This is a genomic window from Peribacillus simplex (assembly GCF_001578185.1).
GTDB classification, from domain to species: Bacteria; Bacillota; Bacilli; order Bacillales; family DSM-1321; genus Peribacillus; species Peribacillus simplex_A.
Genome location: NZ_CP011008.1, coordinates 3,699,840 through 3,725,238 on the forward strand (window position 1 = coordinate 3,699,840; position 25,399 = coordinate 3,725,238).

At 41.0% G+C, this 25,399-nt stretch carries 21 protein-coding genes, 1 other RNA gene and 2 pseudogenes; 8 read left to right on the forward strand and 16 right to left on the reverse strand.

All coding sequences use genetic code 11. The features are described 5' to 3' along the window. Positions 1 to 7: 7 nt before the first annotated feature. Positions 8 to 679, reverse strand: coding sequence for a YveK family protein (locus UP17_RS17255; protein ID WP_081108867.1), 672 nt, complete (start codon positions 677 to 679; stop codon positions 8 to 10). Positions 680 to 1,110: 431 nt separating this feature from the next. Here UP17_RS17255 and UP17_RS17260 point away from each other — a divergent pair, with 431 nt between their 5' ends. The 3 genes from UP17_RS17260 to UP17_RS26825 all read left to right on the forward strand — a co-directional run bounded on the left by UP17_RS17260 (position 1,111) and on the right by UP17_RS26825 (position 4,017). Beyond that, entirely contained in the window at positions 1,111 to 1,422 is a 312-nt protein-coding gene (locus UP17_RS17260; protein WP_061464201.1) for a helix-turn-helix domain-containing protein, read from the forward strand. Between the two features lie 818 nt (positions 1,423 to 2,240). Then, positions 2,241 to 3,497 (forward strand): right-handed parallel beta-helix repeat-containing protein, encoded by a 1,257-nt coding sequence (locus UP17_RS17265; protein ID WP_061464202.1) that lies wholly within the window; start codon positions 2,241 to 2,243, stop codon positions 3,495 to 3,497. Positions 3,498 to 3,921: 424 nt separating this feature from the next. Next, entirely contained in the window at positions 3,922 to 4,017 is a 96-nt protein-coding gene (locus tag UP17_RS26825; RefSeq protein ID WP_081108868.1) for a VOC family protein, read from the forward strand. Between the two features lie 475 nt (positions 4,018 to 4,492). Here UP17_RS26825 and UP17_RS17270 read toward each other — a convergent pair. Together UP17_RS17270 and UP17_RS17275 are read right to left on the reverse strand one after the other, a co-directional pair. Continuing rightward, a pseudogene (locus tag UP17_RS17270) lies at positions 4,493 to 5,848 on the reverse strand (IS1182 family transposase). A gap of 314 nt (positions 5,849 to 6,162) precedes the next feature. After that, the gene (locus tag UP17_RS17275) at positions 6,163 to 6,393 is read right to left on the reverse strand and encodes a hypothetical protein (RefSeq protein ID WP_061464203.1); all 231 of its coding nucleotides are present in this window, start codon (positions 6,391 to 6,393) and stop codon (positions 6,163 to 6,165) included. 658 nt (positions 6,394 to 7,051) lie between these two features. On the opposite strand from UP17_RS17275, the gene UP17_RS17280 reads away from it, so the two are divergent. Both UP17_RS17280 and UP17_RS17285 read left to right on the forward strand, forming a co-directional pair. Further along, positions 7,052 to 8,227, forward strand: coding sequence for an MFS transporter (locus UP17_RS17280; RefSeq protein ID WP_061464204.1), 1,176 nt, complete (start codon positions 7,052 to 7,054; stop codon positions 8,225 to 8,227). 613 nt (positions 8,228 to 8,840) lie between these two features. Beyond that, a complete protein-coding gene (locus UP17_RS17285) occupies positions 8,841 to 9,032 on the forward strand; it encodes a hypothetical protein (protein WP_061464205.1) in 192 nt (63 codons plus the stop codon). A gap of 160 nt (positions 9,033 to 9,192) precedes the next feature. Here UP17_RS17285 and UP17_RS17290 read toward each other — a convergent pair whose 3' ends face one another. After that, positions 9,193 to 11,076, reverse strand: coding sequence for a S8 family peptidase (locus tag UP17_RS17290; protein ID WP_061464206.1), 1,884 nt, complete (start codon positions 11,074 to 11,076; stop codon positions 9,193 to 9,195). Between the two features lie 515 nt (positions 11,077 to 11,591). Between UP17_RS17290 and UP17_RS27780 the strand changes: the two genes are divergently transcribed. Then, entirely contained in the window at positions 11,592 to 11,786 is a 195-nt protein-coding gene (locus tag UP17_RS27780) for a hypothetical protein (RefSeq protein WP_155727353.1), read from the forward strand. A 6-nt stretch (positions 11,787 to 11,792) separates the two neighbouring features. Here UP17_RS27780 and UP17_RS17295 read toward each other — a convergent pair whose 3' ends face one another. The 9 genes and pseudogenes from UP17_RS17295 to UP17_RS17335 form a co-directional block, all read right to left on the reverse strand. Continuing rightward, complete coding sequence (locus UP17_RS17295; RefSeq protein WP_061464207.1) at positions 11,793 to 12,500, reverse strand: ABC transporter ATP-binding protein; 708 nt, start codon at positions 12,498 to 12,500, stop codon at positions 11,793 to 11,795. Then, positions 12,500 to 13,279: an ABC transporter ATP-binding protein gene (locus tag UP17_RS17300; RefSeq protein WP_061464208.1), complete on the reverse strand. Its 780-nt coding sequence runs from the start codon at positions 13,277 to 13,279 to the stop codon at positions 12,500 to 12,502. The genes UP17_RS17295 and UP17_RS17300 overlap by 1 nt, the downstream gene beginning before the upstream one ends. Then, the gene (locus tag UP17_RS17305; protein WP_061464209.1) at positions 13,254 to 14,216 is read right to left on the reverse strand and encodes a branched-chain amino acid ABC transporter permease; all 963 of its coding nucleotides are present in this window, start codon (positions 14,214 to 14,216) and stop codon (positions 13,254 to 13,256) included. Before UP17_RS17305 ends, UP17_RS17300 begins: the two co-directional genes overlap by 26 nt. Before the next feature lie 13 nt (positions 14,217 to 14,229). Further along, positions 14,230 to 15,108 carry a branched-chain amino acid ABC transporter permease gene (locus UP17_RS17310; protein ID WP_061464210.1) on the reverse strand — a complete coding sequence of 293 codons (879 nt, stop codon included), beginning with the start codon at positions 15,106 to 15,108 and terminating at the stop codon, positions 14,230 to 14,232. A 166-nt stretch (positions 15,109 to 15,274) separates the two neighbouring features. After that, positions 15,275 to 16,453: an ABC transporter substrate-binding protein gene (locus tag UP17_RS17315; RefSeq protein ID WP_061464211.1), complete on the reverse strand. Its 1,179-nt coding sequence runs from the start codon at positions 16,451 to 16,453 to the stop codon at positions 15,275 to 15,277. Positions 16,454 to 16,974: 521 nt separating this feature from the next. After that, a pseudogene (locus UP17_RS17320) lies at positions 16,975 to 17,891 on the reverse strand (branched-chain amino acid ABC transporter permease). Positions 17,892 to 17,967: 76 nt separating this feature from the next. Continuing rightward, positions 17,968 to 19,155, reverse strand: a complete 1,188-nt coding sequence (locus tag UP17_RS17325) for an ABC transporter substrate-binding protein (protein WP_061464212.1) — start codon at positions 19,153 to 19,155, stop codon at positions 17,968 to 17,970. Between the two features lie 187 nt (positions 19,156 to 19,342). Continuing rightward, complete coding sequence (locus UP17_RS17330) at positions 19,343 to 20,104, reverse strand: tRNA threonylcarbamoyladenosine dehydratase (RefSeq protein WP_061464213.1); 762 nt, start codon at positions 20,102 to 20,104, stop codon at positions 19,343 to 19,345. A 111-nt stretch (positions 20,105 to 20,215) separates the two neighbouring features. Further along, a complete protein-coding gene (locus UP17_RS17335; RefSeq protein WP_349817576.1) occupies positions 20,216 to 21,364 on the reverse strand; it encodes a M20 family metallopeptidase in 1,149 nt (382 codons plus the stop codon). A 75-nt stretch (positions 21,365 to 21,439) separates the two neighbouring features. On the opposite strand from UP17_RS17335, the gene UP17_RS27785 reads away from it, so the two are divergent. Then, positions 21,440 to 21,862 carry a hypothetical protein gene (locus tag UP17_RS27785; protein ID WP_155727354.1) on the forward strand — a complete coding sequence of 141 codons (423 nt, stop codon included), beginning with the start codon at positions 21,440 to 21,442 and terminating at the stop codon, positions 21,860 to 21,862. On the opposite strand, the gene UP17_RS17340 is transcribed toward UP17_RS27785, so the two are convergent. Beyond that, the gene (locus UP17_RS17340) at positions 21,771 to 22,742 is read right to left on the reverse strand and encodes an NERD domain-containing protein (RefSeq protein ID WP_061464214.1); all 972 of its coding nucleotides are present in this window, start codon (positions 22,740 to 22,742) and stop codon (positions 21,771 to 21,773) included. The two genes, UP17_RS27785 and UP17_RS17340, sit on opposite strands and share 92 nt — an antisense overlap. 186 nt (positions 22,743 to 22,928) lie before the next feature. Here UP17_RS17340 and UP17_RS27790 point away from each other — a divergent pair, with 186 nt between their 5' ends. Beyond that, positions 22,929 to 23,339, forward strand: a complete 411-nt coding sequence (locus UP17_RS27790) for a hypothetical protein (protein ID WP_155727356.1) — start codon at positions 22,929 to 22,931, stop codon at positions 23,337 to 23,339. Positions 23,340 to 23,356: 17 nt separating this feature from the next. Here UP17_RS27790 and ssrS read toward each other — a convergent pair. Together ssrS and aspS are read right to left on the reverse strand one after the other, a co-directional pair. After that, positions 23,357 to 23,542, reverse strand: a non-coding RNA gene (gene ssrS, locus UP17_RS17345) — 6S RNA. Between the two features lie 86 nt (positions 23,543 to 23,628). After that, positions 23,629 to 25,398, reverse strand: a complete 1,770-nt coding sequence (gene aspS / locus UP17_RS17350) for an aspartate--tRNA ligase (RefSeq protein WP_061464215.1) — start codon at positions 25,396 to 25,398, stop codon at positions 23,629 to 23,631. Position 25,399 lies beyond the last annotated feature (1 nt).

Here is a 25,399-nt window from a genome sequence, read left to right on the forward strand (position 1 = left end):
TATGTACTTATGAAATTTTTTGAATCGATCCAAGGATGGGCAATTCCAGGAGTTTCTCAATATCATCCTCGTCCTTGATCGTATTGTCCATATACTCAAGGAGGAATGCCAAACCTATTCCAGCCATCAAACCAACTACCACCGCAATAGCGTTATTCAATAATGGATTAGGTTTTACAGGAGCAGGATTGTCCTTTATTTCTGCCTTGGCAAGTATGCTAACATTGTCGACGTTCATTATATCTTTGATTTCCTTTTGGAAAGTTGAAGAAACTGTATTAGCTATTTCTACTGCTTTAGTAGGATTACTATCTTGAACCGTTAATGAGAAGACTTGTGAATTTTCTTGGCTGTTGATTGTTATTTTTCCGCTAAGTTGCTCAACGCTTTGGTCTAGTTCAAGCTCATCAATGACCTTCTCCAAAATGGCAGGACTTTTTATGATCACACTGTATGTATTGATCATGTCGATATTTGATCGTATTTGAGTCGAGTCCAATTGGTTCTCCGATTGTTTCTGATTAACCAGGATCTGTGTTGAAGATTGGTAAACGGGTGTTAATACGAAATAAGAAATCGTTCCGCTGATCAAAGCGGCAATTAATGTCAGCAGCATGATCAGCTTCCAACGCTTCTTTAATGTTTTAAAAATATCTTTAATACTAATAGTTTCTTCCATTTCATCCTCCTGATGTGTTAAAAATAACCTATTCCATTGTAGCATAAAATTACCTATATTTATGTATTTCCAAGGAAATTTACATGAAACTTACAAACTACTTTTTCAATTCAAAAGTAGTTTCATTTCCTAAATTTACCTATATCATATATATATAGGCCATTTTCCGGAATATTCCGACCCGAATTTCAATAAATCTAAGTATACACCAAATCCCAATCCTTCTTAGGTGATTTTTCGGTTTTGCAAAAATTTCTTGAAATGGACCTAACTATATGCCTACCAAAACAGGAAAATCCGTTTATTCATATAATTGTGTCAAGTATTTTAGTGCCTAGTTATCATTAAAAAGGGAGAATAAATGTGTAAACTAAAAATAATAGTTTAAAAATCATTTATAACTTTCATTTTAATGGTTAGGTGTGGTCAATATGATAGGTTACCGAGTTAAGTCGCTTAGGGAAGAAAGGAAAATGTCAATTAGTGAACTCTCCACAAAATCCGGCGTTGCCAAATCCTATATAAGCTCACTGGAAAGAAACCTTCAAACAAACCCTACTATTTTAGTTTTGGAAAAAATCGCTAGAATCCTCTGTATTAAAGTGGATGCTCTGTTGCATGATCAAGCAGACAAAGGCATGGATGAAGAGTGGATGGCAATCATGCATGATGTTATGAGGTCAGGGATATCAAAAAAGGAAATGCGCGAATTTATCGAGGATAGGAAATGTACTCCTCGTTAAAAATCAGGATTTTTCATTAACATAGAATACTTGCTTATTGATAGTTTTAACCAATCCTAAAGAGAAAAGTGGTAATAACCACTTTTCCCCCCCGTTACACGCAATCAGAAGACTAACAAAGAATTTTCGGTATCTTTAAATGAGATACATACATATTTTTTGTGACTTTATTACATCATGTAATACTACACCCTCACCAAATGTTATGTCTCCGCCTAACAATTAAAGATTATTTTTTGTTTTATGCCTCTCTTATAGTTTTCCTTATTAGTTTTTTCTGTGCTATTATTAGTTCCCTTTTTTTTAATAATCCTTCAGTAACTTTAATATATTCAATTAGTTTTAACATTTTATCATTCGAGTAGAACTAAGAGTGATAGGGTTTACATACGTATAAATACTTTTAGCGGCAGGTACAAAAAATGCTATTTCAGGTAGCAATTACTTAAAAAATGAATATAATACAAAAAAAGAAACTTAACGATGGTTGATGCGGAAATAACCCTATCCGAAATTAATTAACTGAATATTCAAATAATAATTACACTTATTATTTGACGATCCAGCTATGTTTAATTTTATTGGAGTGCTAGTCAAACTACATGAATTCAGATATGCGTGGCTACTTCATATATTAATTCGTTGAATAGAAAAAGCATTTTTTAAGGAGGCTGATGTATTTAGATGGAACTAAATTTCGGAGAATATAATAATAAAACAATGTTGACCTTATATCTATTAGTGAAAAGATTGTATATAACTCTCTTTAATGTGGCTAAAAATATACAACAAACATGCGAAAATATATCGGGTGAATCATGAATCTAGAATCCGAAATGGTTGGCGTTGTTATAAACGTAAAAAGATTTGGCGCTAAAGGTGACGGTGTTACGGATGATACAAAAGCAATTCAAAGCGCGATTAATAGCATACCTAATGGTGGTAGGGTATTGATACCCAACGGGACATATATAATAAATGCAGAGACCCCCTTAACTCCTTTGTCGAATCAAACTGTATCACTTTCCAGTAATGCAAAACTTAAAGCGAAACCAAACCCTGATGCTTCGTATCAAATTATAAATATAGTTGAGAAAGAAAACGTAATAATCGAGGGTGGTTTTATTGAGGGTGAACGTTATGAACACATCGGAAACACTGGTGAAGCTGGAATGGGAATTTCTATAGTTAGAAACTCCAAAAATATAACTATTAGAAATACACATATTTCTAAGTGTTGGGCTGATGGAATTTATATTGGCGGGAGTTTACCTTGCTATAATATCAATATTTACAATGTTACATGCAATGATAACAGGCGACAAGGTTTATCAATCATAAATGTTGATAGACTGACGGTCAGAGACAGCTCTTTTACAAATACAGCAGGAAAATTACCTGAGTGTGGGATTGATATTGAACCAGAACACTATAGTACTGTAAAAAATGTGATTTTAGACAATATAGTTTGTACGGGTAATAGATCAGGACTTGAAGTTTTTGGATGGGCAAACAATGTCAGAAATGTTAGGGTATTAAATTCTAATATGAGCGATAACAAAGATTTCGGATTATCTCTCGCATTCACTTCCGAAATATCAGTAAGGGATAGTAAGTTTAGAGGCAACAAAAATGGTATTCTAATGGCTAGAGACAATAACATTGTCTTATTTTCATTTTGTCAAATAACAGATTCAAAAAATGCAGGGGTCAATATAGAAACAGTTCTTCAAACGATAGATGATGGTATAGGTACTAAGAATGTTGTTTTTAATTCATGTCTTTTTAAAAACAACAGTAAGAATGCTCCTAATTTATTCGATGGTGTTGTTATTGATAATACGGATAAGAGGAATATTATAGATAGAATAACTTTTAATCAGTGTGTTTTTATTGATGATCAAGATATTCCAACACAAAGATTTGGGCTTAAGGTTGCGAACATACCCGAAGTTTCAAACGTGTTGCTTGGACATGGTAATTATTTCAAGGGTAATGCGACTGACGGAATGAGTGCAAATGCAAATAATACATTTGCAGTGGTTGTTAAACCAATTATAAATGGCAATAGTTGAAAAAACTTATCATGCTTTATAATATGAAATATCAATTTTGAAAAGGCCTACGAGATTCTCTCGAAGGCTTTTATATGTAAGTTCTAACCATGTTTTTCCTTAATTCACATACATATTTCGCTTTATCTTTGGCATAAGTATATAGATTCTTCACGACTATATACTTGAGGATTTTAACCGTGAAAGTACCTCTAGTGGTTGCTGTGGTAGAACCAATCACTTTTTCTGATTATTTGATGATACAAATGACTGACACATGGACTCTTATTTGAGTACTGCTACCTAAACTCTATTTCACTATTTCGTGAGGTCGATATGTAATCAAAGAAGCAGTATTGGCTATTGCTTCTTTTTTTTGTTTCAAAACAGTACAGTTTGCCCCCGCCTTAAAAGGGTATTTTATTATCAGGGGGATACATTACATATGACAGCTATTAATCATATTGGATTGGCTGTGCCTGATTTGGATGCTGCGATTAAGTGGTATGAGCAGGTGTTGGGATTCAATTTATTGGTGTAATCCTGCGAGTAAGCAAGCAATTCTTAAGAAGTACTTAATTAACTGAGTGAGTTCATTATCCCAACAGTTCTCCTTGCAAGTCATGGATTGGGTTAGCCCAAATTCCTTCATTTTGTTATTAAGTAACGGATGGTGGATGGGTGTAACGGAAGTCTTGGTCAGAATGCAGGATTTTACTCGGAACTCGTGATTCACAGCCTGCCTTACCTTATTTAAAGACGCTTAAACGTTATTCATATCTAATGATGTGGAATGATACTTAACTATTTCTTTTGTGGCCGCATCTTTTACGCATTAAATACGCTTTTCGACCCTTTCTACGATGTAAATTATCGTACAATTCAAAAGACCACCATTTGGTGGTCTCAGTTTGTCGACAAAAGGGGTTCGGAATTTAATAATTCCGAACCCCTTTTGATATTTTCTTGGAATTTTGCTCAAGATTAAGAGCTCGGGTCTCTACGAGCCCACTATGTTAGACCATTTTTGGACCTTGCCATGTCCAATTGGCCATCTTCTTTAAATTCATGGCAGCGAAAGTAAGCATCGCCTGCATCGACAATTTTTTAAGTCCCCTTAAAGTAGTCCAACGCATACCATGCTTTTCTTTTGCATCTGCGAATACACGCTCAATCGTTTCCTTGCGTTTCGCATAGATAGGTTTTACATCTTGATGATGACGCAGGTGATCTGCTTCTTCCATATTTTCTTGCCAGATATGGCGCATCACCACTTTTTGATGGTCTTTGCTTTCTGTACACTGTGATAAAAATGAACATGTCTTACAAATGTGTTTGGGAGATTTGTACTCACGATATCCCTCTTTATTTGTTGTTGAGTACTTTAAAATCTCGCCCGATGGGCAAAATAACAGTCAAAATGTTCATCGTAAACATACTCATGTTTGCGGAAGAATCCTTCTTTTGTTCGAGGCCGTGTATAGGGTAAAGCCGGTGTGATTTCTTTGTCAAAGAGGTAGCTTGTAATGGCTGGTGTTTTATAAGCTGCATCTGCGGCAACGGCTTCAGGCTTTCCAACTTTCTCAATCACTTGTTCAACCAGTGGCTCTAACATATAGCTATCATGCGTATTTCCAGGTATTACAATCGACCCCTAGCACAAAACCATTGCGGTCTGCAGCCGTGTGAAATGAATAGGCAAACTGTTTTGTCCGTTCATCTTTCACATAGTAACCACTCTCAGGATCTGTTGTTCTTTCTTTAATCTCTTTGGTTTCTTCCTTATAAAATTTATCTGGTGGAAAGGTTTCTTTCCATGGTTTTCACGATCTTGATTTATTTCTTCTTGAAGGCGTTCTTGATACGCTCGTGTTTCCTTGCGAACAACTTTCTTTGCGAACTTTCGCTTATTTGCACTGGCTTTCACATGAGTGGAATCAACGAATACATGCTCAGCACTTATTAACTCTCTTTCGGAAGCTGTCATTAAGATGTGATAGAAAATCTGTTCAAACAGGTTAGTATCTTTAAATCGTCGCTCGTAATTTTTCCCGAACGTTGAGAAGTGAGGCACTTTATCATGAAACCGTAACCTAAAAACCAGCGGTAAGCCATATTCGTTTCAACTTCTTCAATTGTTTTACGCATCGAACGAATACCGAAGGTATATTGAATGTATGTCAATTTAACTAAAATAACTGGATCAATACTTGGGCGCCCTATCTCTGAATACATATCTTTCACCAAGTCATAAATGAAAGTGAAGTCAATGGCGCCTCAATTTTACGAACCAAATGGTTCGCTGGCACCAGTTGATCCAGAGTAATCATTTCAAGTTGATCTCGCGGAATAGAATTATGTTTCGAAAGCATCGTCATCACCTCAAGTTTTAATACTCCTATTTAAAACAAAAAAGACGTAGGCAAAAGCGGTTATATCTATTGTTAAAACAAAGTTGATTGGAACGGAAGGTGCAAGACTCCTGCGGGGAAAGCGCGTCCAAGGGAGACCCCACAGGCGCAAAAGCGCCGAGGAGGCTCCCGGACCGCCCGCGGAAAGCGAGTGCCTGGAGTGGAAATCAACGTTCGAATTTTTAAAACCCTAAAAAAAACAGTAGACAAACTCGATTTTCATCGAGTTTGTCTACTGTCTGAATCCAGCATTTCTGGATACTCCAAAGTACCAATCACTTAACCAAATTCAATACTTCTAGAAGTTTACCACCTGAACTATAGTTAAAAGTGACTGTCTTATCATCATGAATGTGATAGCTTAAACCAAAAAACTCTCCGTCATCTGGAAATCTTTGTACAAATTCATCAAGTTGTTCGGAATTTAGTTTAACAACCATAGGTTTCTTCCTGCTATTTTGAGAATCTTCTACCGTCTCCATTAAAGTCTCTGTAGGTCTACCCATAATTAACTCCTTTAATCTCTCATTTCCCCATTGATAATAAACCTTATAAATGGTAAATAAAAGGTCCTTAATTAAAATTTCACATTAATGATATGAACTCTTAACAACTATCCCAAATACCCGACATTTTTACCATGATTAACAAGTGAATTGATTAATTTCCATTGGAACTTCACGGTAAAGATAGGCTTTTACAACTACGTTTGTTTTATGCAAAGGTAACTCCACTCTTCAGTAGAGGCAGGAACATGATCAAATGGCATTATTGATATTAAGATTCAGACCATTATTGGCAATGGACTTTGTAATAGCTAACTTTTTTTCACCTCTTAGCACATTCATATAAATTAGGTAAGATATAGAGCTAATATCCATCACCTAAAAACAAATTCCCCCTCGTAAGTCTATCCTCTTATTTATTTACATAAATATAACATTTTTATTATTTTTTACAAATTAAATTTTGTATTTTCTGAATATAAAGTGACCTCCATCCTAATTTTTTGTTTCTATTATGATTTTACAGACTATCTATTAGTCAATATTACCCAGATATAATGTGATCACTTATTTTCTATTTCTATTCTATATAGATTGTTTTCTATAACTCTAGTAAAATGAGAATGATAATTACTATCAATTAAGGAGAATGACTATTATGGGTATACCCTTGTTAAAAGAAGAACTTCCGGTTGCCAATAAAATCTGGACACGTGATTTTGTGATGATTTTCATTGCTAACTTCTTTGTTTTTTTATCCTTTCAAATGACTTCCCCTACCCTTCCGCTTTTTGTAAAGGAGCTTGGCGGAAATGAACGGTATATTGGGTTAGTTGCTGGCATGTTTTTATTTTCTGCTCTGATTGTCCGCCCCTTTGCCGGACAGGCCCTGGAAACAAAAGGTAGACGTTTTGTTTTCCTGTTCGGTCTAGCCTTTTTGGCTGTAGCGATAGGCTCGTTTGGATTTATGATGAGTATTTTCCTTCTATGTTCAATGAGGATTGTCCAAGGGATTGGCTGGGGATATACGACCACCGCATCAGGTACGATTGCCTCCGATCTTATACCAGCAAAGCGTCGGGGTGAGGGAATGGGATACTTCACTTTATCGGGTAATTTGGCGATGGCTTTTGGTCCGTCATTTGGACTTTACTTAGCGGATGTTTTAACCTTTCAACATTTGTTTTTATTTTGCGGTGCCTTAAGCCTGGCAGCTTGGATCATGGCATCAACAATTACCTATAAAAAAGTAGATCATCCTTCTGCCCCCGCTAAAACTAATAGGTTTGACATTTATGAAAAAAGCGCTGTTGCTCCGTCCATTCTTGTTTTTTTCATTACGGTATCTTTTGGCGGGATTGCTACCTTCTTACCGCTTTATACGATCGAAAAAGGTCTGACAGGTATTCAAGGATACTTTTTTCTTTACGCTTTAGCTCTTATTTTCACACGAATGTTCGCTGGAAAAATCTTTGATCAAAAAGGACATCAAGCTGTCTTCATTCCATCTGCTCTTTTTATCGTAGCAGCGATGCTATTGCTAGCATGGATGCCAAGTAACATGGTTCTGTATATGGCAGCTATTTTTTATGGCATTGGATTCGGGGCTGTACAACCGGCTCTTCAAGCGTGGTCTCTTGAACACGCTGCCCGAAATCGAAAGGGCATGGCCAATGCCACCTTCTATTCCTTCTTTGATCTTGGAATCGGTTGCGGTGCCATCCTCTTCGGACAAATCGGATATCTGTTTGGGTATATTAGCATTTACATAATGGCAGCAGTCTCTGTGGGGATTTCAATATTGGCTTACCTATGGATTTTGAGAAAAAAATAATTATATATCCGGATTATAATATCCTTTAAATTTGTATACCCAGGTTTCCCAAAGCCCATAAACTTGGCTGAATTAAATTATGCAGTAGACAAACTTTCCTGATCGTTTATAAAGGAAAGTTAGGCCGTTCCATTTGAGCGGCTTTTTTTATTTGGCTCTTTTCGTAAAGATTGTTGTTTTTAAAACGAAACTATTTAGGGTTGATTGGAGCGGAAGTGCGAGACTCCTGCGGGAGCAGCGGGACAGGTGAGACCCCACAGGCGTTTACGCCGAGGAGGCTCACCGCCCGCACCAAGGAAAGCGAGCATCTGGAGGGGAAATCAAATACAACTCACTACCTAATAGCAACAAAGTATGTGAAAACAGCCTTTGATTTAAAGGGAGAGTTGGAACAAAACTGTACGGCAACGAAAAATTAAATAAGTACATCTTTAAGGACTGTTCACCCCTCGCCCTTTCTTACCTAATAAAATAACCTTGAATCCCTATCAGGCGATTTTTTAATTCAATGTAAAGTATGTAATGGTTTTATTTGATTTAAGTAATGATATTGTATTCCATGTTGGTTTCGCCTTTTTTTGTTGTATGATAGAAAAAAAAAGGAGTTTTGGGAATGCTTATTCTGCAGTATATTGGAAAACTTTTTTCATTCATGCAAAAGGATATACCAGAAACTCATGTTAAATGCCATGTTTGTGCAGGTACGGGTGCCTACGATATTTATACAGATTGTCTTACCTGTAATGCAAAAGGATTAATAAGTAAAATTGAATATAATAGGAGGCTTGAAGAAGGTGAAATTTAAAGTATTTCGTGTAGGACGATATTGCAACGTAGATGAAACAATAGATGATCAAAGAAGCAATATTCGCTATTGCTTCTTTTTTTTGACCCAAAACGGTAAGTTTGCCAAGAGTGTTACAAGTACAGCCCCCAGTACTTATTATGGGCTGCCTAGTTTCATATCACTTTTTAACCGTGACTTCCCTTGATTCACTTACGTTTTTCGCTTTGTCTTTAGCATAGGTATATAGGTTTTTCCCTGCTTTTTGCTTGGGGATTTTAACCGAGAAAGTGCCTTTATTCGTTGCTGTGGTAGAGCCGATCACTTTTCCTGATGCTTTGATGGAGACAGTGGAGTTGGCTTCTGCTTTGCCTGTTACTTTTGTCGTTTTTGTCGTGACCGTGTTGACCGTAGGTTTACTTGGTGCTGTTTTGTCTGCGACGGTCACTGTTTTGACTGAGCTTGTATTTCCTGCTTTATCGGTTGCTGTAACGGATAGGACTTTTCCTGCTTTTTGTTTCTTTGACATCGTAACAGTGAAATTCCCAGCGTTATTGGAATTTGCTTTGCCAAGGACCGAACTGCCATTTTTGACAGTGACCTTAGCGCTCGCTTCCGCTTTTCCTGTTACTTTTACGGTATTGTCTCCTACCGTATTTACTGACGGTTTTAAGGGAGCCGTTTTATCTGCCACTTTAAATGAAACGGGTATACTTTTATTTCCCGATTTATCGATGACCCTAGTAGAGATGGTCGTGCCGGCTGTTTGTTTTTCGATGGACGCTGTAAACGACTTTTCGCCGTTGATCTTCACCGTGGCGAGTTGTTTTTTATCGGTATAAATGGAGACGGTCCCCGTTTTGAAATCAGTTGGGATTTTCCCATTCATCTTGGTGTCCCTATCGGAAATCGCGGTCACGGCCGGTTTGGTCAGCGTCTTCATTTCCAGCGCTTTTTTGGCATTGAGCCGCCCGTTTCCATAGTAGATGTCTTTCCCTTTTGCACCGAGGTCCACGGCTGAATCATATAGGCGGTATTCGACCTCCGATTTGTTGAGCTTGGGCTCATACGACCAAATCAGTGCCGCTACACCCGTCACCATCGGCGTGGCCATTGATGTTCCGCTCATCCAGCCGTATTTACCATCCGGTAAGGTTGAAAGGATATCATCTCCAGGGGCTGCAATATCCACTGTTGAATGGTAGTTGGAATAACTGGCACGCTTGTCCCTTGAGTCAGTGGCGGCAACGGAAATGACATGGCTGAATGCAGCTGGATAAACACGCTGTACATTTTTGCCCATATCACCTTCATTCCCGGCAGCTGCGACGATCAGGACGCCTTTTTTATAGGCTTCTTGGACAGCCTTGTTCAACGCCTCCGAATAACTGGTGTCTCCCAGACTCATATTGATGATGTTAGCCTTGTGCTGTACGGCAAAATGAATGGCGTCAATGATATCGGCCGTATTGGCATATTCGCCATCAAAAACGTTGATCGGCATGAGTTTTACGTTAGGCGCAACACCCGCTCCGCCAATGCCATTGTTCGCAGAACCTGCAATGATGCCTGCGATATGCGTTCCATGCTCCCCTTTTGGTACGATATTCTTCCGATTGCGTACCGTATCATAGGCATTGACGATTTTCCCTTTTAAATCAGCGTGGTTACGATCGACCCCATCGTCAATAATGGCTACGATCATTTCCTTTGAGCCCATGGTTTTTGTCCATGCTGCATTCGTTCCGAGCGTTTTATGATGCCACTGGTCTTTATAGGCAGGGTCGTTCGGACTGTCCATCTTCTTGAAAAGATAGTTTGGCTCTGCATATTCCACATTCTTCTGTTCTTCAAGTTCCTCGATAACGTTGTCGGTCGTTTCCCCTTTAGGGACCTCGACCTTTTCTATCAAGTCGTTGATCGGCTCATCATTCGTCTCTTTATATTTGACGATGACACCATCGGATTGCGGGATTTCTTCTGCAGATGCAGCATCCGGCTGGCAGATTGGCAGAATCATAAACAGCAGTAGAACCGGCAGTAAGGCCTGAATAAGTTTGTGCATGAAATCACTCCAAAAAATATGATTAAGAATAGCTATGGATGAGGTTTTTGACATGAACCCATTCTACTATTATCCCTAACTAGATTGTATACCGTCTGATTTGGTTTTACTAACCTTTTTAACTAGTAAAATTACATATTTTCCAAAAGGAAAAAACCGCTATAAGCGGTTTCAGTTTGTCGACAAAAGGGGTTCTATCTAATTTTAAAACAAAGCGGTTGACTATAGACAAACTTGATAATAATTGATTACTTTAAAATTTGTACTTTGTTTTCCACTCCAGGCACTCGCTTTCCGCGGGCGGTCCGGGAGCCTCCTCGACGCTTCGCGCCTGTGGGGTCTCCCCTGGACTCGCTTTCCCCGCAGGAGTCTCGAACACCCGCTCCAATCAACTCATTCAGATATAAACACTTTTGTCTAAAATTTTGGGGCCGAAGTATCTCACCCCGAATCCTTTTATAAAACACTTGTTTATCCTTCATATTTTTTACTTTTTATATGGATGAAACACTAGATTGAAGAAATTTGCGATACTCCTGCCGAATAACTGGCTAGCCAAGACCCCACAGCCGCTTGCGGTGAGGAGGCTTGGCAGACAGTCGGCGGAAAGGGAGCGGATTTCTGAAATCAACTGGCACTTTTTTGAAATAAAAAAACTGCAGGCAAACTCGCTTTTCTTCGAGTTTGTCTGCAGTTTGAATCCGCTATAAAGCGGTTTAATGTCCTCCTAAATAGGCATTCTTGATTTCTTCGCTTGCGGTCAATTCCTCTGATTTGCCTGATAGGACAATTCGGCCTGTTTCGACAACATAGGCTCTGTCCGCGATGGATAGGGCAAGGTTGGCATTTTGTTCAACCAGCAGAATCGTTGTACCTGTTTTATTGATTTCTTCGATGATATGAAAGATTTGCTTCACCAATAATGGGGCGAGTCCCATGGATGGCTCGTCCAACAACAAAAGCCGGGGCTTGGCCATGAGTGCCCTGCCCATTGCGAGCATTTGCTGTTCACCGCCGGAAAGGGTTCCGGATTGCTGTTTCAGGCGCTCAAGCAAACGCGGGAATAATTCATAGACTTTCTCCATGTCCTGCTTGATGCCTGCCTTATCTTTGCGTAAATAGGCACCAAGCTGAAGGTTCTCTTCAACGGTCATATTAGCAAATACACGCCGGCCTTCAGGTACATGGGAAATGCCCATTTTCACGATGGATTGTGCGGCCTTTCCGCCGATGGATTGCCCTTCATACATGATTTTCCCCTGTTTTGGTTTTAACAGTCCCGAAATGGTTTTCAGCATCGTGCTTTTCCCCGCTCCGTTTGCCCCGATCAGGGTAACGATTTCACCTTCATTAATAGAAAGCGAGATTCCTTTCAAGGCTTGAATGTTTCCATAATAGACGTTAATGTCCTCGATTTTTAACATTATGAAACCTCCTCGCCCAGATAGGCCTCGATGACTTTTGGATTGTTACGGATTTCCTCTGGCTTGCCTTGAGCGATCAGCTGTCCGTGATCGAGTACATATATGCGTTCGCAAACACCCATGACGAGCGGCATATCATGTTCAATCAATAATACGGTTAAATCAAATTTCTCACGGATGAGGGCAATCAGGTTCATGAGCTCGTGCGTCTCCTGAGGGTTCATTCCCGCTGCCGGTTCGTCCAGCAAAAGCAGTTTCGGGTTGGCTGCAAGTGCACGGGCAATTTCCAAACGTCTTTGTTTGCCATATGGCAGGTTCTTAGCCTTTTCATCCTTATATTGATCAAGGTTGAAAATCTTCAGGAACTCAATCGCCTTTTCATCCATTTCCTTTTCGCCTTTAAAATGGATCGGCATCCGGAAGATCGAGCTTAAAATGCTATGCTTCGAAAGGGAATGATAGGCCACCTTTACATTATCGATCACGGATAGTTCACTGAATAAGCGAATGTTCTGGAATGTCCGGCTGATGCCTTTTTGGGTGATTTTATATGGAGGCTTTTTTCTCAAGTCCTCCCCTTTTAAAGAAATCGTTCCCTCCGTCGGGACGTATACCCCTGTCAGTAAGTTAAAAAAAGTCGTTTTCCCTGCTCCGTTCGGTCCAATCAAGCCAACCAATTCCCCAGGGTACAGCTCGACGTTAACATCAGAAACGGCTTTTAGCCCCCCGAACTGGATGCCGACCGAATCGACTTTAAGCAGCGGTGTTTCTATTTTCATGGCTGCTGCCTCCTTTACGTTTGAACATGGATGTTATTTCTTTTGTCCCCATTAAACCTTGTGGACGATAGATCATCATGACGATTAGCACCAGGCTGTAAATGATCATTCGCGTTTCAGGATAATCCTGAAGGAATGTCGTGACCACAGTCAGTAAGATGGCCGCCAATACGGCTCCTGAAAGACTTCCAAGGCCGCCAAGTACGACTAAGATCAAGATATCGAATGACTTCAGGAATCCGAAGTTGGATGGCTGGATGATGTAGAAGTTATGAGCGTAAAGCCCTCCAGCAATCCCGGCGAAAAAGGCACCGATCGCAAACGCGACAACTTTGTAATAGGTCGTATTGATCCCCATCGAATCGGCAGCCGTCTCGTCCTCACGGATCGATACGCAGGCTCTGCCATGTGTCGAACTTGTGAAGTTCCTGATGACGATGATCGTAACGATAACGGAAGCGAATACCCAAGGCCAAGTGGTCAAATGGGATACCTGCATCCCGCTTGCCCCGCCAACATAATCGATATTCAAAAGCACGATCCGGACGATTTCCCCAAAACCGAGGGTGGCAATCGCCAAGTAGTCACCTTTTAAACGTAAGCTTGGGATTCCGATGATCAATCCTGCCAGCGCTGCCGCCAAACCGCCCACTATCAATGCTGCAACAAAAGGCATGTCAAGCTTCATGGTCATAACGGCTGAAGCATAGGCTCCGACTGCCAGGAATCCGGCATGTCCGATGGAAAACTGCCCTGTTATCCCGATGATCAAGTGAAGGCTCGCTGCCAGAATGATATTGATCCCGATGAACATGAGCGTATTTTGATAAAAAGGATTTAGCGATCCGCCGCCGATTAACACTTGAACTACGGCGAAAAAGATCAATGATAGTAAAATCGAGAGCCAAAAACCTTTTGCTCGCTTAAATGTAGTCATTGCATTGTCTCCCTTATACTTTTTCTTTTTTGTTTTTACCGAATAAGCCTTGTGGCATGAAAATCAAGATAAGAATCAGTACGACGAAGGCTACCGCATCACGCCATAATGAGTAACCGGCGGCACTGACCAAAGCCTCGATGACACCAAGTAATAAGCCTCCGACCATGGCGCCCGGTATAATCCCGATCCCTCCAAGTACGGCGGCGACAAATGCCTTCAACCCCGGAAGCACACCCATTAGCGGTTCGATCTTAATATAATAAATGCCGAAAATGACGCCTGCTGCCCCAGCTAAAGCGGAGCCGATTGCAAAGGTGGCAGAAATCGTGTTATTAACATTGATCCCCATCAGCTTGGCTGCATCCGCATCGAATGAAACGGCACGCATGGCTTTTCCTATTTTTGTTTTATGAACGATGATTTGAAGAATGATCATCAGGACTACAGCCACTCCAAAAATCAAAACCGATTGACTATTGATGGAAACTCCAAAGATATTGAACTTGTCCGTCGGCAATACATCATTCGGGTAAGCTTCCGGCTGTGCACCACGGACGTAGATGAATCCGTATTCGATCAAAAGGGAGACCCCGATGGCCGTGATAAGTGCTGCAATACGCGTAGCGTTTCGTAATGGCTTGTATGCGATACGCTCGATTATCACTCCAAAGAGCGCACAGATCGTCATCGAGATTAATAGAGCTGGCACAAATGAAAGATCCAGAACCGTTATCGAGTAAAATCCAACGAATGAGCCGACCATGAAGACATCACCATGTGCAAAGTTTATCAATTTAACAATCCCGTAAACCATCGTATAACCGAGAGCGATAAGGGCATAAATACTTCCTAGTGAAACTCCGTTTATTAACTGCTGTATCAATTCCATGTTCGACTCTCCTTGAAAAATCTAATTTTATAATGTGATTAGTCCAGACTCTTTGCATTCCGCCAAGGGGAAGTTCAGTGACCTGGTATACCTGAAAAATGAGAATTCGCCAGCACCTTCTTTTATGACGAAGGGCCGGCGAAAGGGTTGGAGTTATTCTCCGAAATTAAGGATTGATTTTTGTGTTAAATACTTGTTTTCCCTCTTTAAATTCAAGGATGGTAGCGGATTTGATCGGATTATGTTTTTCATCCAATGTAAAAGTACCCGTTACAAGCTCAAGGTCCTTCGTTTTTTCCAGCGCTTCTTTAATTTTTTCTGAATCGGCTGAACCGGCACGTTTGATCGCATCGGCAAGGAAGTATCCTGTGTCATATCCTAGAGCGTTAAATGCATCCGGGGATTTATCTTTGTACTTCGCTTTAAAAGCTGACACAAATTTCTGAATTTTCTCATCAGGGTCGCCTGAAGAATAATGGTTCGTTATGAACGTGTTATTTAGCGCTTTTGCACCGGCAATTTCAACTAGCTTAGGAGAGTCCCAGCCGTCTCCGCCCATGAATGGGACGTCAAGTCCAGTTTCACGCGCCTGCTTCACGATCAGACCAGCTTCCTCATAGTAACCAGGCAGGAAGATGAAATCAGGTTTTGCCGATTTCAAACGAGTCAATGTGGAACGGAAATCCGTATCCTTCGCAATGTAAGCTTCCTGGGCTACGATCTTTCCGCCATTTTTTTCGAATTGTTCTTTAAAGGCTGCAGCTAATCCTTTTGAATAATCACTTGCGCTGTCAATATAGATGGCGGCACTTTTCGCTTTGATTTCTTTAGTGGCAAAATTCGCAGCAACCGTTCCTTGGAAAGGATCGATGAAGCTTGTCCTGAAAATGTAATCATTCAATTTATCCTTGCTGAAAGTGATTTCAGGGCTTGTACCAGAAGGTGAGATGACCGGCACTTTATTATCTTGTGCAATCTGCACTTGTGCAATCGAGTTCGTGCTTGTCGCTGCACCCACGATCGCTGCAACCTTATCTTGTGATGTCAGCTTGATTGCGCCGCTAGTCGCTTCGGACGCTTCAGATTTATTATCGACTTTTATTAGTTTGATTTTTTTTCCGTCAATGCCTTCTTTATTGATTTCTGCAGTCGCAAGTTCCAGGCCTTCCGAAATTGATTGACCATATGAGGCTACACCGCCTGATAATTCAAGGTTGACACCGATCTTGATCGTATCACCGTCCCCGCTTGTTTTATCTGATGAACCGGAGCCGGAACAACCCGCTAGAACTCCTGCAGCAAGTGTTAGAGAAAGGAATGCCCCTGCTAATTTTTTCTTCTTCAAAATAATCCCCCCATTTTGTAATCATAGCTCTGATGCATGAATATTTATTCAAGATGCCCCAGAAAAAATTGATTAAGTGAAATTTTCAAAATTAAATTAATATTTCGAAAAATAGTTTACCGCATAATTTTCATTCCGTCTATACAATAATTATGAGAATATTTCGCTAAATAGTATGTTTTTCATAAGGAGTACACTGTCATTTTTATCTTTATATATTTTAAATATTGTGAAAACAATGGGTATATTCAGAAAAGACTGATAATTTAATTATATCGAAATTGTAAAATCCTCATTTATTGCTCAAAAAATTTTATTCATCCTCTCATTTTACCCATCCTATTAATTACATTTTTACCAAAATACAAGTATACTGATAGGGAATTAAACCCATTTTTCTCGCTCCTCTTTAGTCTTAATTCCTATATCAAAATTGAATAATACTATTTTGAATGCATAAAATCATGCATGAATCTCCTGTCCATTTTAAGCTACCTTGTATATTTCCCATCTCCCAAGATTCATTTCCCCACAAAAAAAACGCCCAACGGCGGTTTGAATTCTTTAAAGTAATCGTTGTTTTTACCGAATAGACCCTGCGGCAAGAAAATCAAAATCAAGATAAGAACGATGAAAGCCACACCATCGCGCCATAAAGAGTAACCGGCGGCACTGACCAAGGCCTCGATGACTCCAAGCAGCAATCCGCCTACCATCGCTCCCGGAATGATGCCGATACCGCCCAGTACTGCGGCCACAAACGCTTTAAGGCCAGGAAGGACACCCATCAACGGCTCGATTTTAATATAGTAGATTCCAAAAATGACACCGGCCGCCTCTGCCAAAGCCGAGCCTATGGCGAAGGTAGCTGAAATCGTATGATTCACATTGATTCCCATAAGCTTAGCCGCTTCGGAATCGAATGAAACGGCACGCATCGCTTTGCCGATTTTGGTTTTATGGACAACGAATTGTAGGATGATCATTAAAATGATGGATACAGATAAGATCAATATCGATTGACTGTTGATGGAAACGCCGAATATATGAGTTTATCCATCGGAAGGACATTATTTGGATAGGCTTCCGGATGGGCGCCCCGGATGTAAATCAGCCCATTTTCTATCAGAAGGGAAACACCGATGGCCGTTATCAAGGCCGCAATCCGTGTTGCATTACGAAGGGGTTTATAAGCGATCCGTTCAATTAAAACGCCAAAGATGGCACAAGTGACCATCGAAATCAATAAAGCCGGGATGAAGGATAAGTCCATAACGGTGATGGCGTAAAACCCTACAAATGAACCAACCATGAATACGTCGCCATGGGCGAAGTTTATCAGCTTGACGATCCCATATACCATCGTATAGCCAAGCCCAATCAATGCATAAATGCTGCCGAGTGAAATGCCATTTACCAATTGCTGAATCAGTTCCATATTCCACTCTCCCCGATAAGGCGTTATTTAAGTGAATATAGAATAGGGGGTGCCTGCCCCCTATCCACATAAGGTATTATGGATTGATTTTTGTCTTGAATGTTTGTTTGCCATCTACATATTCCAAAATGGTCGCCGATTTGATCGGATCATGATTTTCATCAAGGTTCAGCGTTCCGGAAACTAATTTAAGATCTTTGACTTCTTCCAACGCTTGTCTGATTTTTTCGGGAGAGGCATCTCCAGACCTTTTGATGGCATCTGCCAGGTAGTACCCAGTATCATAGCCAAGTGCTGCAAAAGCATCCGGTGTTTTATTGTATTCCTTTTTGAAGGCTGCAACGAAATCCTGAATTTTTGGATCTTCATCTTCTGGGGAATAGTGATTCGTAATATAGGTATTTTTTAACGCCTCCGCTCCGGCAATTTCAACGACCTTCGGGGAATCCCAGCCGTCTCCGCCCATGAACGGAAGGTCCATCCCGTCCTCACGGGCCTGCTTTAAGATCAATCCGACTTCTTCATAATAACCAGGAAGGAAAACGAACTCTGGTTTTGCGGATTTGATCCTTGTTAATGTAGAGCGGAAATCAGTATCTTTTGTAACATAAGCTTCTTCTGCAACGATTTTACCGCCCTTGGCAGTGAACGCTTCTTTAAAAGCTGCGGCCAATCCTTTAGAATAATCACTTGCGCTGTCCACATAGATCGCAGCCGTCTTCGCCCCTATTTCGTCGGATGCGAAATTGGCTGCAACCGTACCTTGGAATGGATCGATAAAGCAAGTTCTGAACACATAATCATTCAGCTTTCCAGCTTTATTGGTGATGTCGGGATTTGTTGCAGTTGGTGTAAGTAGAGGAACTTTATTATCCTGTGCGACCTGAACCTGTGCCAATGTATTTGTGCTTGTCGCTGATCCGACTACAGCAACAACCTTGTCCTGACTGACTAACTTAATCGAACCGCTTGTAGCTTCTGCTGCATCTGATTTATTATCAACCTTAACGATTTCCAGTTTCTTACCGTCGATGCCCTCTTTATTAATTTCATCGATGGCAAGTTTCAAACCATCTGCGGCCGATTGGCCGAATGATGCCGTACCTCCGGACAATTCAAGGTTGGCCCCAATTTTGATTGTGTCACCCGATTTGGATGAACTCCCGCCTGAACTGCTGGTTTTCAAGTCGCCACCACAGCCTGCGAGCGCCCCTGCAACCAATGAAAGCGATAGAAACACTCCTGCCAGCTTTTTATTCTTCATTTGAAACCCCCTTGTTTTGTATGTTCTTTTAAGCAAAAATGATATCTGAATAAAAAAAATATTCTGAAAATATTTTATCTCATTCTTTCGACCCCGTCTATATGATATGGATAAAAAAGTTATTATAAGGAAATATATGCTTTTTCGACAAAAAAACTGACCCCGTATAGAGTCAGTCAACTTATTATCAATCATTTACACGGCGAACTTCAATGTCTTTTAAAATATCATTGATTACCCAGCTTGCCGCAATTAAGCCCGCTACAGATGGTACGAAAGCATTCGAAGATGGCGGCATTTGGGCTTTACGGATTTTTGCCTCATCATTGCCGACTTCTTTCCGGACATCCTCACGAATGACAATCGGGCTTTCGTCCGAGAAGACTACGGGAATTCCCTTTGTGATGCCTTCTTTACGCAATCTAGTACGAATGACCTTTGCAAGCGGATCTGTATGCGTTTTGGAGATATCGGCAATTTGGAAACGCGTAGGATCCATTTTATTAGCGGCCCCCATGCTTGAAATCACCTTAATATTCCGTTTCAGGCATTCCTTCATCACATGCATCTTATAAATGACCGTATCGGATGCATCAATGACATAATCCAGGCCATAACTGAAGAATTCCTCAAACGTTTCTTCTGTATAGAACATTTTAAGAGCGATCACTTCGCAGTCGGGATTGATGTCTTGAATGCGTTTTTTCATCAATTCCGCTTTCGGTTGACCGACTGTTGATAATAGTGCATGAATCTGCCTGTTTACATTAGTTATGTCGACATCGTCCTTATCCACAAGAATAATACGGCCGACACCCGTGCGTGCCAATGCTTCAGCTGAAAAAGAACCTACGCCTCCCACACCCAGGACAGCAACGGTCGTGTTTTTCAGTATATCGATGCCTTCCTTGCCAATTGCTAATTCATTTCGTGAAAACTGATGCAGCATATATATTCAACTCCAATAAATTCTGTTCTTATTTAGCTTCCCATTTAACAATATATCATAAACATCATTTATGACAAGCGAAATATGAGCAGTCTAATCGGAATTAATGTACTAGGTCATTTTCGATAATTTTTGAAGGATGGTAGCCAGCAGGAGAGTCCGTTCTGTCAGGCTGGGAATATCCAAATACTCCTCATCACTATGTGCATCCCCTCCAATGGGCCCGAGTCCATCCACTGTCGCTATACCCAATTCAGAAGTAAAAGAAGCATCCGATCCTCCACCAGTGGCCATATCCGTGATTTGGATGCCAATTTCCTTCCCAGACTGACGGATCGTCTCTAAAAGCAAGTTCGTTTTCTCGTTCTTTTCCATGGGAGACCGGTCCATTTTCCCGCTTAATACCGTTTTCGTCCCTGGAATATAGGTTTCCGCGCAGATTTTTTTCAATTGATTGAGGATGATGCCTTCTTGCTTTTTTTCAGAGATCCGCACATCCACATAAGCGGCTGCATGGGAAGCGATGGTATTGACAGCAGAACCTCCTTCAATCATGCCGACATTAACGCTGATTCCTTTCTTTGGATCATTCAATTGGTGTAAGGCGATGATCTTATGAGCCAATTCTTCAATTGCACTTCGACCCTTTTCCGGTTCGATCCCTGCATGGGCGGCCACCCCCACTACATCCATCTTAAATTGTCCGCAGCCCCTTCTTTCCGTGACCAGTGAACCATCCGCCCTTGCCGGTTCAAGAATTAACGCGAACTTCTTATCAGCCGCCTTTTCCGATATAAGTGAAGCGGACGACGGAGACCCGATCTCTTCATCACTATTGAAAATGATTTGGACATGCTCATAGCCTGTCTGCCCCGATTGTTTCAAACAAAGGATCGCATAAAAAAGCAAAACCAAACTAGCCTTCATATCAGCAACACCAGGACCGTAAGCCCGATTTCCCTTCACTTTAAAAGGACGTTTTTGGGCTGTCCCTTCAGGAAAAACCGTATCCATATGTGCGACGACAACAATATGCGGCTGATGCGCGTCACGATGCTGGATGACCAGCTGATTTCCATAATTCTGCTGCTCAACCGTATCCACAATAAAATCCAAGCTTTCAAATTTCGTTTTTAAAATTGAACCAATTTCATCAATGCCCTTTTTCGTATGAGAACCACTATCTATATTCACTAGCTGCTCCACTAATTGAAGCATTTCCTTCCTCTTTGCGTTCAATAAATCTTTCAAAGCTCTCACTACTTTCTATCCTTGGCTAATTATTATTTCAATCTTACTATAATTTACGAATCTATATTGCGGAATGTTACTTAAATGGGGATATTTAAGTCGCCTTCGAGAATAATGGAGACTTACTCGAGAGAAATTGGGTTTGGTCATGAGCTTGGGGCGTTTACTCTTGGATTTGGGCACCTTACTCGTGAATTTAGGGCGTTTACTCGTGAGTTTGGGCGCTTTACTCGTGAGTTTGGGCACTTTACTCGTGAGTTTAGGGCGTTTACTCGTGAATTTGGGCACTTTACTCGTGAGTTTGGGCGCTTTACTCGTGAGTTTGGGCGCTTTACTCGTGAATTTAGGGCGTTTACTCGTGAGTTTGGGCACTTTACTCGTGAATTTAGAGCGTTTACTCGTGAGTTTAGGCGCTTTACTCGTGAATTAATCCATCAAGTCTATATACTCTATTTTTATATTGTCCCAAATAGGGCAATTCAAGAGCAGATAGCATTCGTTGCATGATATCAATTGAATCTATTTGTAATAAGAGCCGTGCTTGTTGATTCGTAATTTTGGGCTCTATGAGGAGGGCATAATCACGAAGAGTTTGAATGTGGGCATCCTTGGAGGCGTAAGAACATTGACCACATGACCATTTGCCCCAGTGATATTGCATATGGAGAGCTGAACAATCAGGGCATTGAACGCTATTAAGCAGATCTTTCACATCAATTTGATACGATTCGAGTATATACGGATTATATGGGGTATTTTTTTGCAGCAATGTGTTCGATAGTTTATTGCTCTGCCTTTGGGTCAACTGCGCAGAAGGATACTTTTCTTCAATGGTATGAATCTTGGAGATCAGAGTTTCTTTTCCCGTGATTTTTTTGAAAATGGGGGTAAAACCTGGGGTAGTCCTTATGATGGTATTTGAGTTTGCATTGGCAATGAGCGTTTCAATCGGCAGCGAGGGAAAGTTATGAATTGTGAGCCAATCCATTAAGCAGGATTTTTGCACATCCACTTGTATTAATGGATCCAGATAAGCTTGTTCCTGCCCATCTTTTGTCCGAATCAATTGAGGATAAGTGCGATCAAAATAGAGCATTCCCGCAAAGTTTTTCACTTCGATGATGATACAGTAATTCCGGGTGATAATAAGGAAATCCATTTGAAAATAACGGCTCCCATCGTGACTTAACCTTAAATCATGTAATACTCGATATTCTTTTGGAAGATCCTTCAACTCATTTCCAATACTCCGCTCCCCGTTAAACCCTGTTCGAATTTTCCGGAAATCGTTCCTTATCTGTTCCTGTTTTGGATGGTTTGATGTTAGCCTCCTGCTTAATGCCTCCAGTTTGAGCATTTTCATAGGCTTTTCACACGGTTTTAGCATTCATTCGTCAACTCCTTCTTTTTTAGCTTCTTTATTAAAACCCTTTTTTCCTGCTGGGAAACTAAAAATCAGCTTTTTACTCTTAGTTTGCTCTGTTTAATTCGTGAGATTTGTTCCTAAACTCATTTATTTTTTTTATTCGGTCGAGAATTCACCCTTTTTACTGTAAAATCATGCTCTTTACTCGTGAATTCACGCCATTACTTGCGGGTTCACGCCATTACTCGTGAATTCATGCCATTTACTCGTGAATTCACACCTTTTACTCGTGAATTCACACCTTTTACTCGTGAATTCATGCCATTTACTCGTGAATTCACACCATTACTCGTGAATTCACACCTTTTACTCGTGAATTCACGCCATTACTTGCGGGTTCACGCCATTACTCGTAAATTCATGCCATTTACTCGTGAATCCACCCCTTTTACTCGTGAATTCACACCTTTTACTCGTAAATTCATGCCATTTACTCGTGAATTCACACCTTTTACTCGTGAATTCATGCCATTTACTCGTGAGTTCACCCCATTTACTTGTAAGTTACCATTCTTCACTTTTTTAACGCACAAAAAAACCCATGTTTATTTAACATGAGTTGCTTTGTAAGTTGTAAGAGTCCCAATTGTGCCGTTTACGCCTTTGTTTTGAACCCGCTCTCCGCAGGTGGGTGCTCGGTTCCTCGCGTTTGTAAGTCCTCTTCGAGGGAGGCATTTACGCGGCCAGGAAACTAGTGCTCCCGGTAACTATAAGTGTTCGGTCAAAACTTATAGGTTAAAGAACGAACACATCAGGACCCTTACTTGTTGAAAACATCATATCATAATGCTTAACTCTGTTTCAAGAGAAACCATCTAGGTATTTTTTCATATTTTTGCCAGATTGATTATTTTTTGAGTGCAGCAAGCCTTAGGCTAAGTTCGGCCAATTGCTTGTCACTTACAGCACTTGGTGCGTCAACGAGCAGGTCGCTTGCGCTTGCTGTTTTCGGGAACGCGATGGTGTCGCGAAGGTTCGTGCGGCCAGCAAGCAGCATGACCATACGGTCCAATCCAAGGGCGATTCCGCCGTGTGGTGGCGTTCCGTATTCGAATGCATCCATTAGGAAGCCGAATTGTGCGTTTGCTTCTTCTTCCGAGAATCCAAGGACTTTGAACATTTTTTCCTGAACGTCGCGTTCGTAAATACGCAGTGATCCGCCGCCAAGTTCGTAGCCGTTCAAGACAAGGTCATATGCTTGTGCACGGACGCTTGCTGGGTCTGATTCCAGTTTGTCCATGTCTTCACGGAATGGCATTGTGAATGGATGGTGTGCTGCATAGTAGCGTCCTTCTTCTTCGTCATATTCAAATAATGGCCAGTCCGTCACCCATAGGAAGTTGAATTTGCTTTGATCAATCAAGCCTCTTTCTTTACCAAGCTTGTTGCGAAGTGCTCCAAGTGCATCAGCGACTACGCCTTTCTTATCTGCAACGAATAAGATTAGATCGCCCACTTCAGCTTCCAATACGGATACTAATTGCTGTTGATCTTCCGCGAAGAATTTAGCGATCGGTCCTTTTACTCCGTCTTCTTCAACTTTCAGCCATGCAAGGCCTTTTGCACCGTAAATCGCTGCAAATTCAGCCAATCCATCAATATCTTTACGGGAATAATCCGCATTTCCGTCCTTAACGACGATCGCTTTAACTTGTCCGCCGTTTGCAATAGCACCAGTGAATACTTTGAAATCACTGTCTTTGACGATTTCAGAGACATCTTTAAGTTCCATTCCGAAACGTGTATCCGGTTTGTCGGAACCGTAACGGCCCATTGCTTCAAAGTATGTCATTCTAGGGAATGGCAGTGTTACGTCAAGCCCTTTAACGTCTTTCATCACTTTAGCCATCATGTTTTCTGCGGTGTTAATGATATCTTCTTGGCTCATGAAGCTTGTTTCAATATCGATTTGCGTGAATTCTGGCTGTCTGTCGGCACGTAAATCTTCATCACGGAAACAGCGGGCAATTTGATAATAACGTTCGAAACCGGATACCATCAATAGCTGCTTGAAGATTTGCGGTGACTGCGGAAGTGCATAGAACTCACCTTCGTGTACGCGGCTAGGCACTAAATAATCACGTGCTCCTTCAGGTGTGCTTTTCGTTAAGATAGGTGTTTCGATATCTAGGAAGCCTTCACCGTCCAAGTAATCACGGATTGCTTTTGTTGTTTGGTTACGCATTTTCAACGTTTCGAACATCGCTGGACGGCGCAAGTCCAAATAACGGTATTTCAAGCGGATATCTTCAGAAACATCCGTTCTTTCATCAATGACGAACGGAGGGGTTTTCGCTTCATTTAAAATTGTAACGTTTTCGGCTTGAACTTCGACCGTACCTGTTGTTACATTCGGGTTGAAGTTGGCTTCCTCACGTTTGATGACTGTCCCCTGGATATCAAGGACATATTCATTACGGATCTTTTCAGCTGTGGCCAAGGCTTCTGCCGAAATGTCCGGATTGAAAACGACTTGGACGACTCCGCTTCTGTCACGCAGGTCGATAAAGATGACCCCGCCCAAATCCCGACGTTTTTGTACCCATCCTTTTAATGTTACTTTTTCACCAATAGCTGCTTCTGTCACTTCACCATTGAAGTATGTTCTGCCAAACATG

Excerpts from the sequence above, each read along its gene's own strand:
- UP17_RS17255 (WP_081108867.1), bottom strand. The coding sequence starts at position 679 with ATGGAAGAAACTATTAGTATTAAAGATATTTTTAAAACATTAAAGAAG.
- UP17_RS17260 (WP_061464201.1), top strand. The coding sequence starts at position 1,111 with ATGATAGGTTACCGAGTTAAGTCGCTTAGGGAAGAAAGGAAAATGTCA.
- UP17_RS17265 (WP_061464202.1), top strand. The coding sequence starts at position 2,241 with ATGAATCTAGAATCCGAAATGGTTGGCGTTGTTATAAACGTAAAAAGA.
- UP17_RS26825 (WP_081108868.1), top strand. The coding sequence starts at position 3,922 with ATGACAGCTATTAATCATATTGGATTGGCTGTGCCTGATTTGGATGCT.
- UP17_RS17275 (WP_061464203.1), bottom strand. The coding sequence starts at position 6,393 with ATGGGTAGACCTACAGAGACTTTAATGGAGACGGTAGAAGATTCTCAA.
- UP17_RS17280 (WP_061464204.1), top strand. The coding sequence starts at position 7,052 with ATGGGTATACCCTTGTTAAAAGAAGAACTTCCGGTTGCCAATAAAATC.
- UP17_RS17285 (WP_061464205.1), top strand. The coding sequence starts at position 8,841 with ATGCTTATTCTGCAGTATATTGGAAAACTTTTTTCATTCATGCAAAAG.
- UP17_RS17290 (WP_061464206.1), bottom strand. The coding sequence starts at position 11,076 with ATGCACAAACTTATTCAGGCCTTACTGCCGGTTCTACTGCTGTTTATG.
- UP17_RS17295 (WP_061464207.1), bottom strand. The coding sequence starts at position 12,500 with ATGTTAAAAATCGAGGACATTAACGTCTATTATGGAAACATTCAAGCC.
- UP17_RS17300 (WP_061464208.1), bottom strand. The coding sequence starts at position 13,279 with ATGAAAATAGAAACACCGCTGCTTAAAGTCGATTCGGTCGGCATCCAG.
- UP17_RS17305 (WP_061464209.1), bottom strand. The coding sequence starts at position 14,216 with ATGACTACATTTAAGCGAGCAAAAGGTTTTTGGCTCTCGATTTTACTA.
- UP17_RS17310 (WP_061464210.1), bottom strand. The coding sequence starts at position 15,108 with ATGGAATTGATACAGCAGTTAATAAACGGAGTTTCACTAGGAAGTATT.
- UP17_RS17325 (WP_061464212.1), bottom strand. The coding sequence starts at position 19,155 with ATGAAGAATAAAAAGCTGGCAGGAGTGTTTCTATCGCTTTCATTGGTT.
- UP17_RS17330 (WP_061464213.1), bottom strand. The coding sequence starts at position 20,104 with ATGCTGCATCAGTTTTCACGAAATGAATTAGCAATTGGCAAGGAAGGC.
- UP17_RS27785 (WP_155727354.1), top strand. The coding sequence starts at position 21,440 with ATGGGGATATTTAAGTCGCCTTCGAGAATAATGGAGACTTACTCGAGA.
- UP17_RS17340 (WP_061464214.1), bottom strand. The coding sequence starts at position 22,742 with ATGCTAAAACCGTGTGAAAAGCCTATGAAAATGCTCAAACTGGAGGCA.
- aspS (WP_061464215.1), bottom strand. The coding sequence starts at position 25,398 with ATGTTTGGCAGAACATACTTCAATGGTGAAGTGACAGAAGCAGCTATT.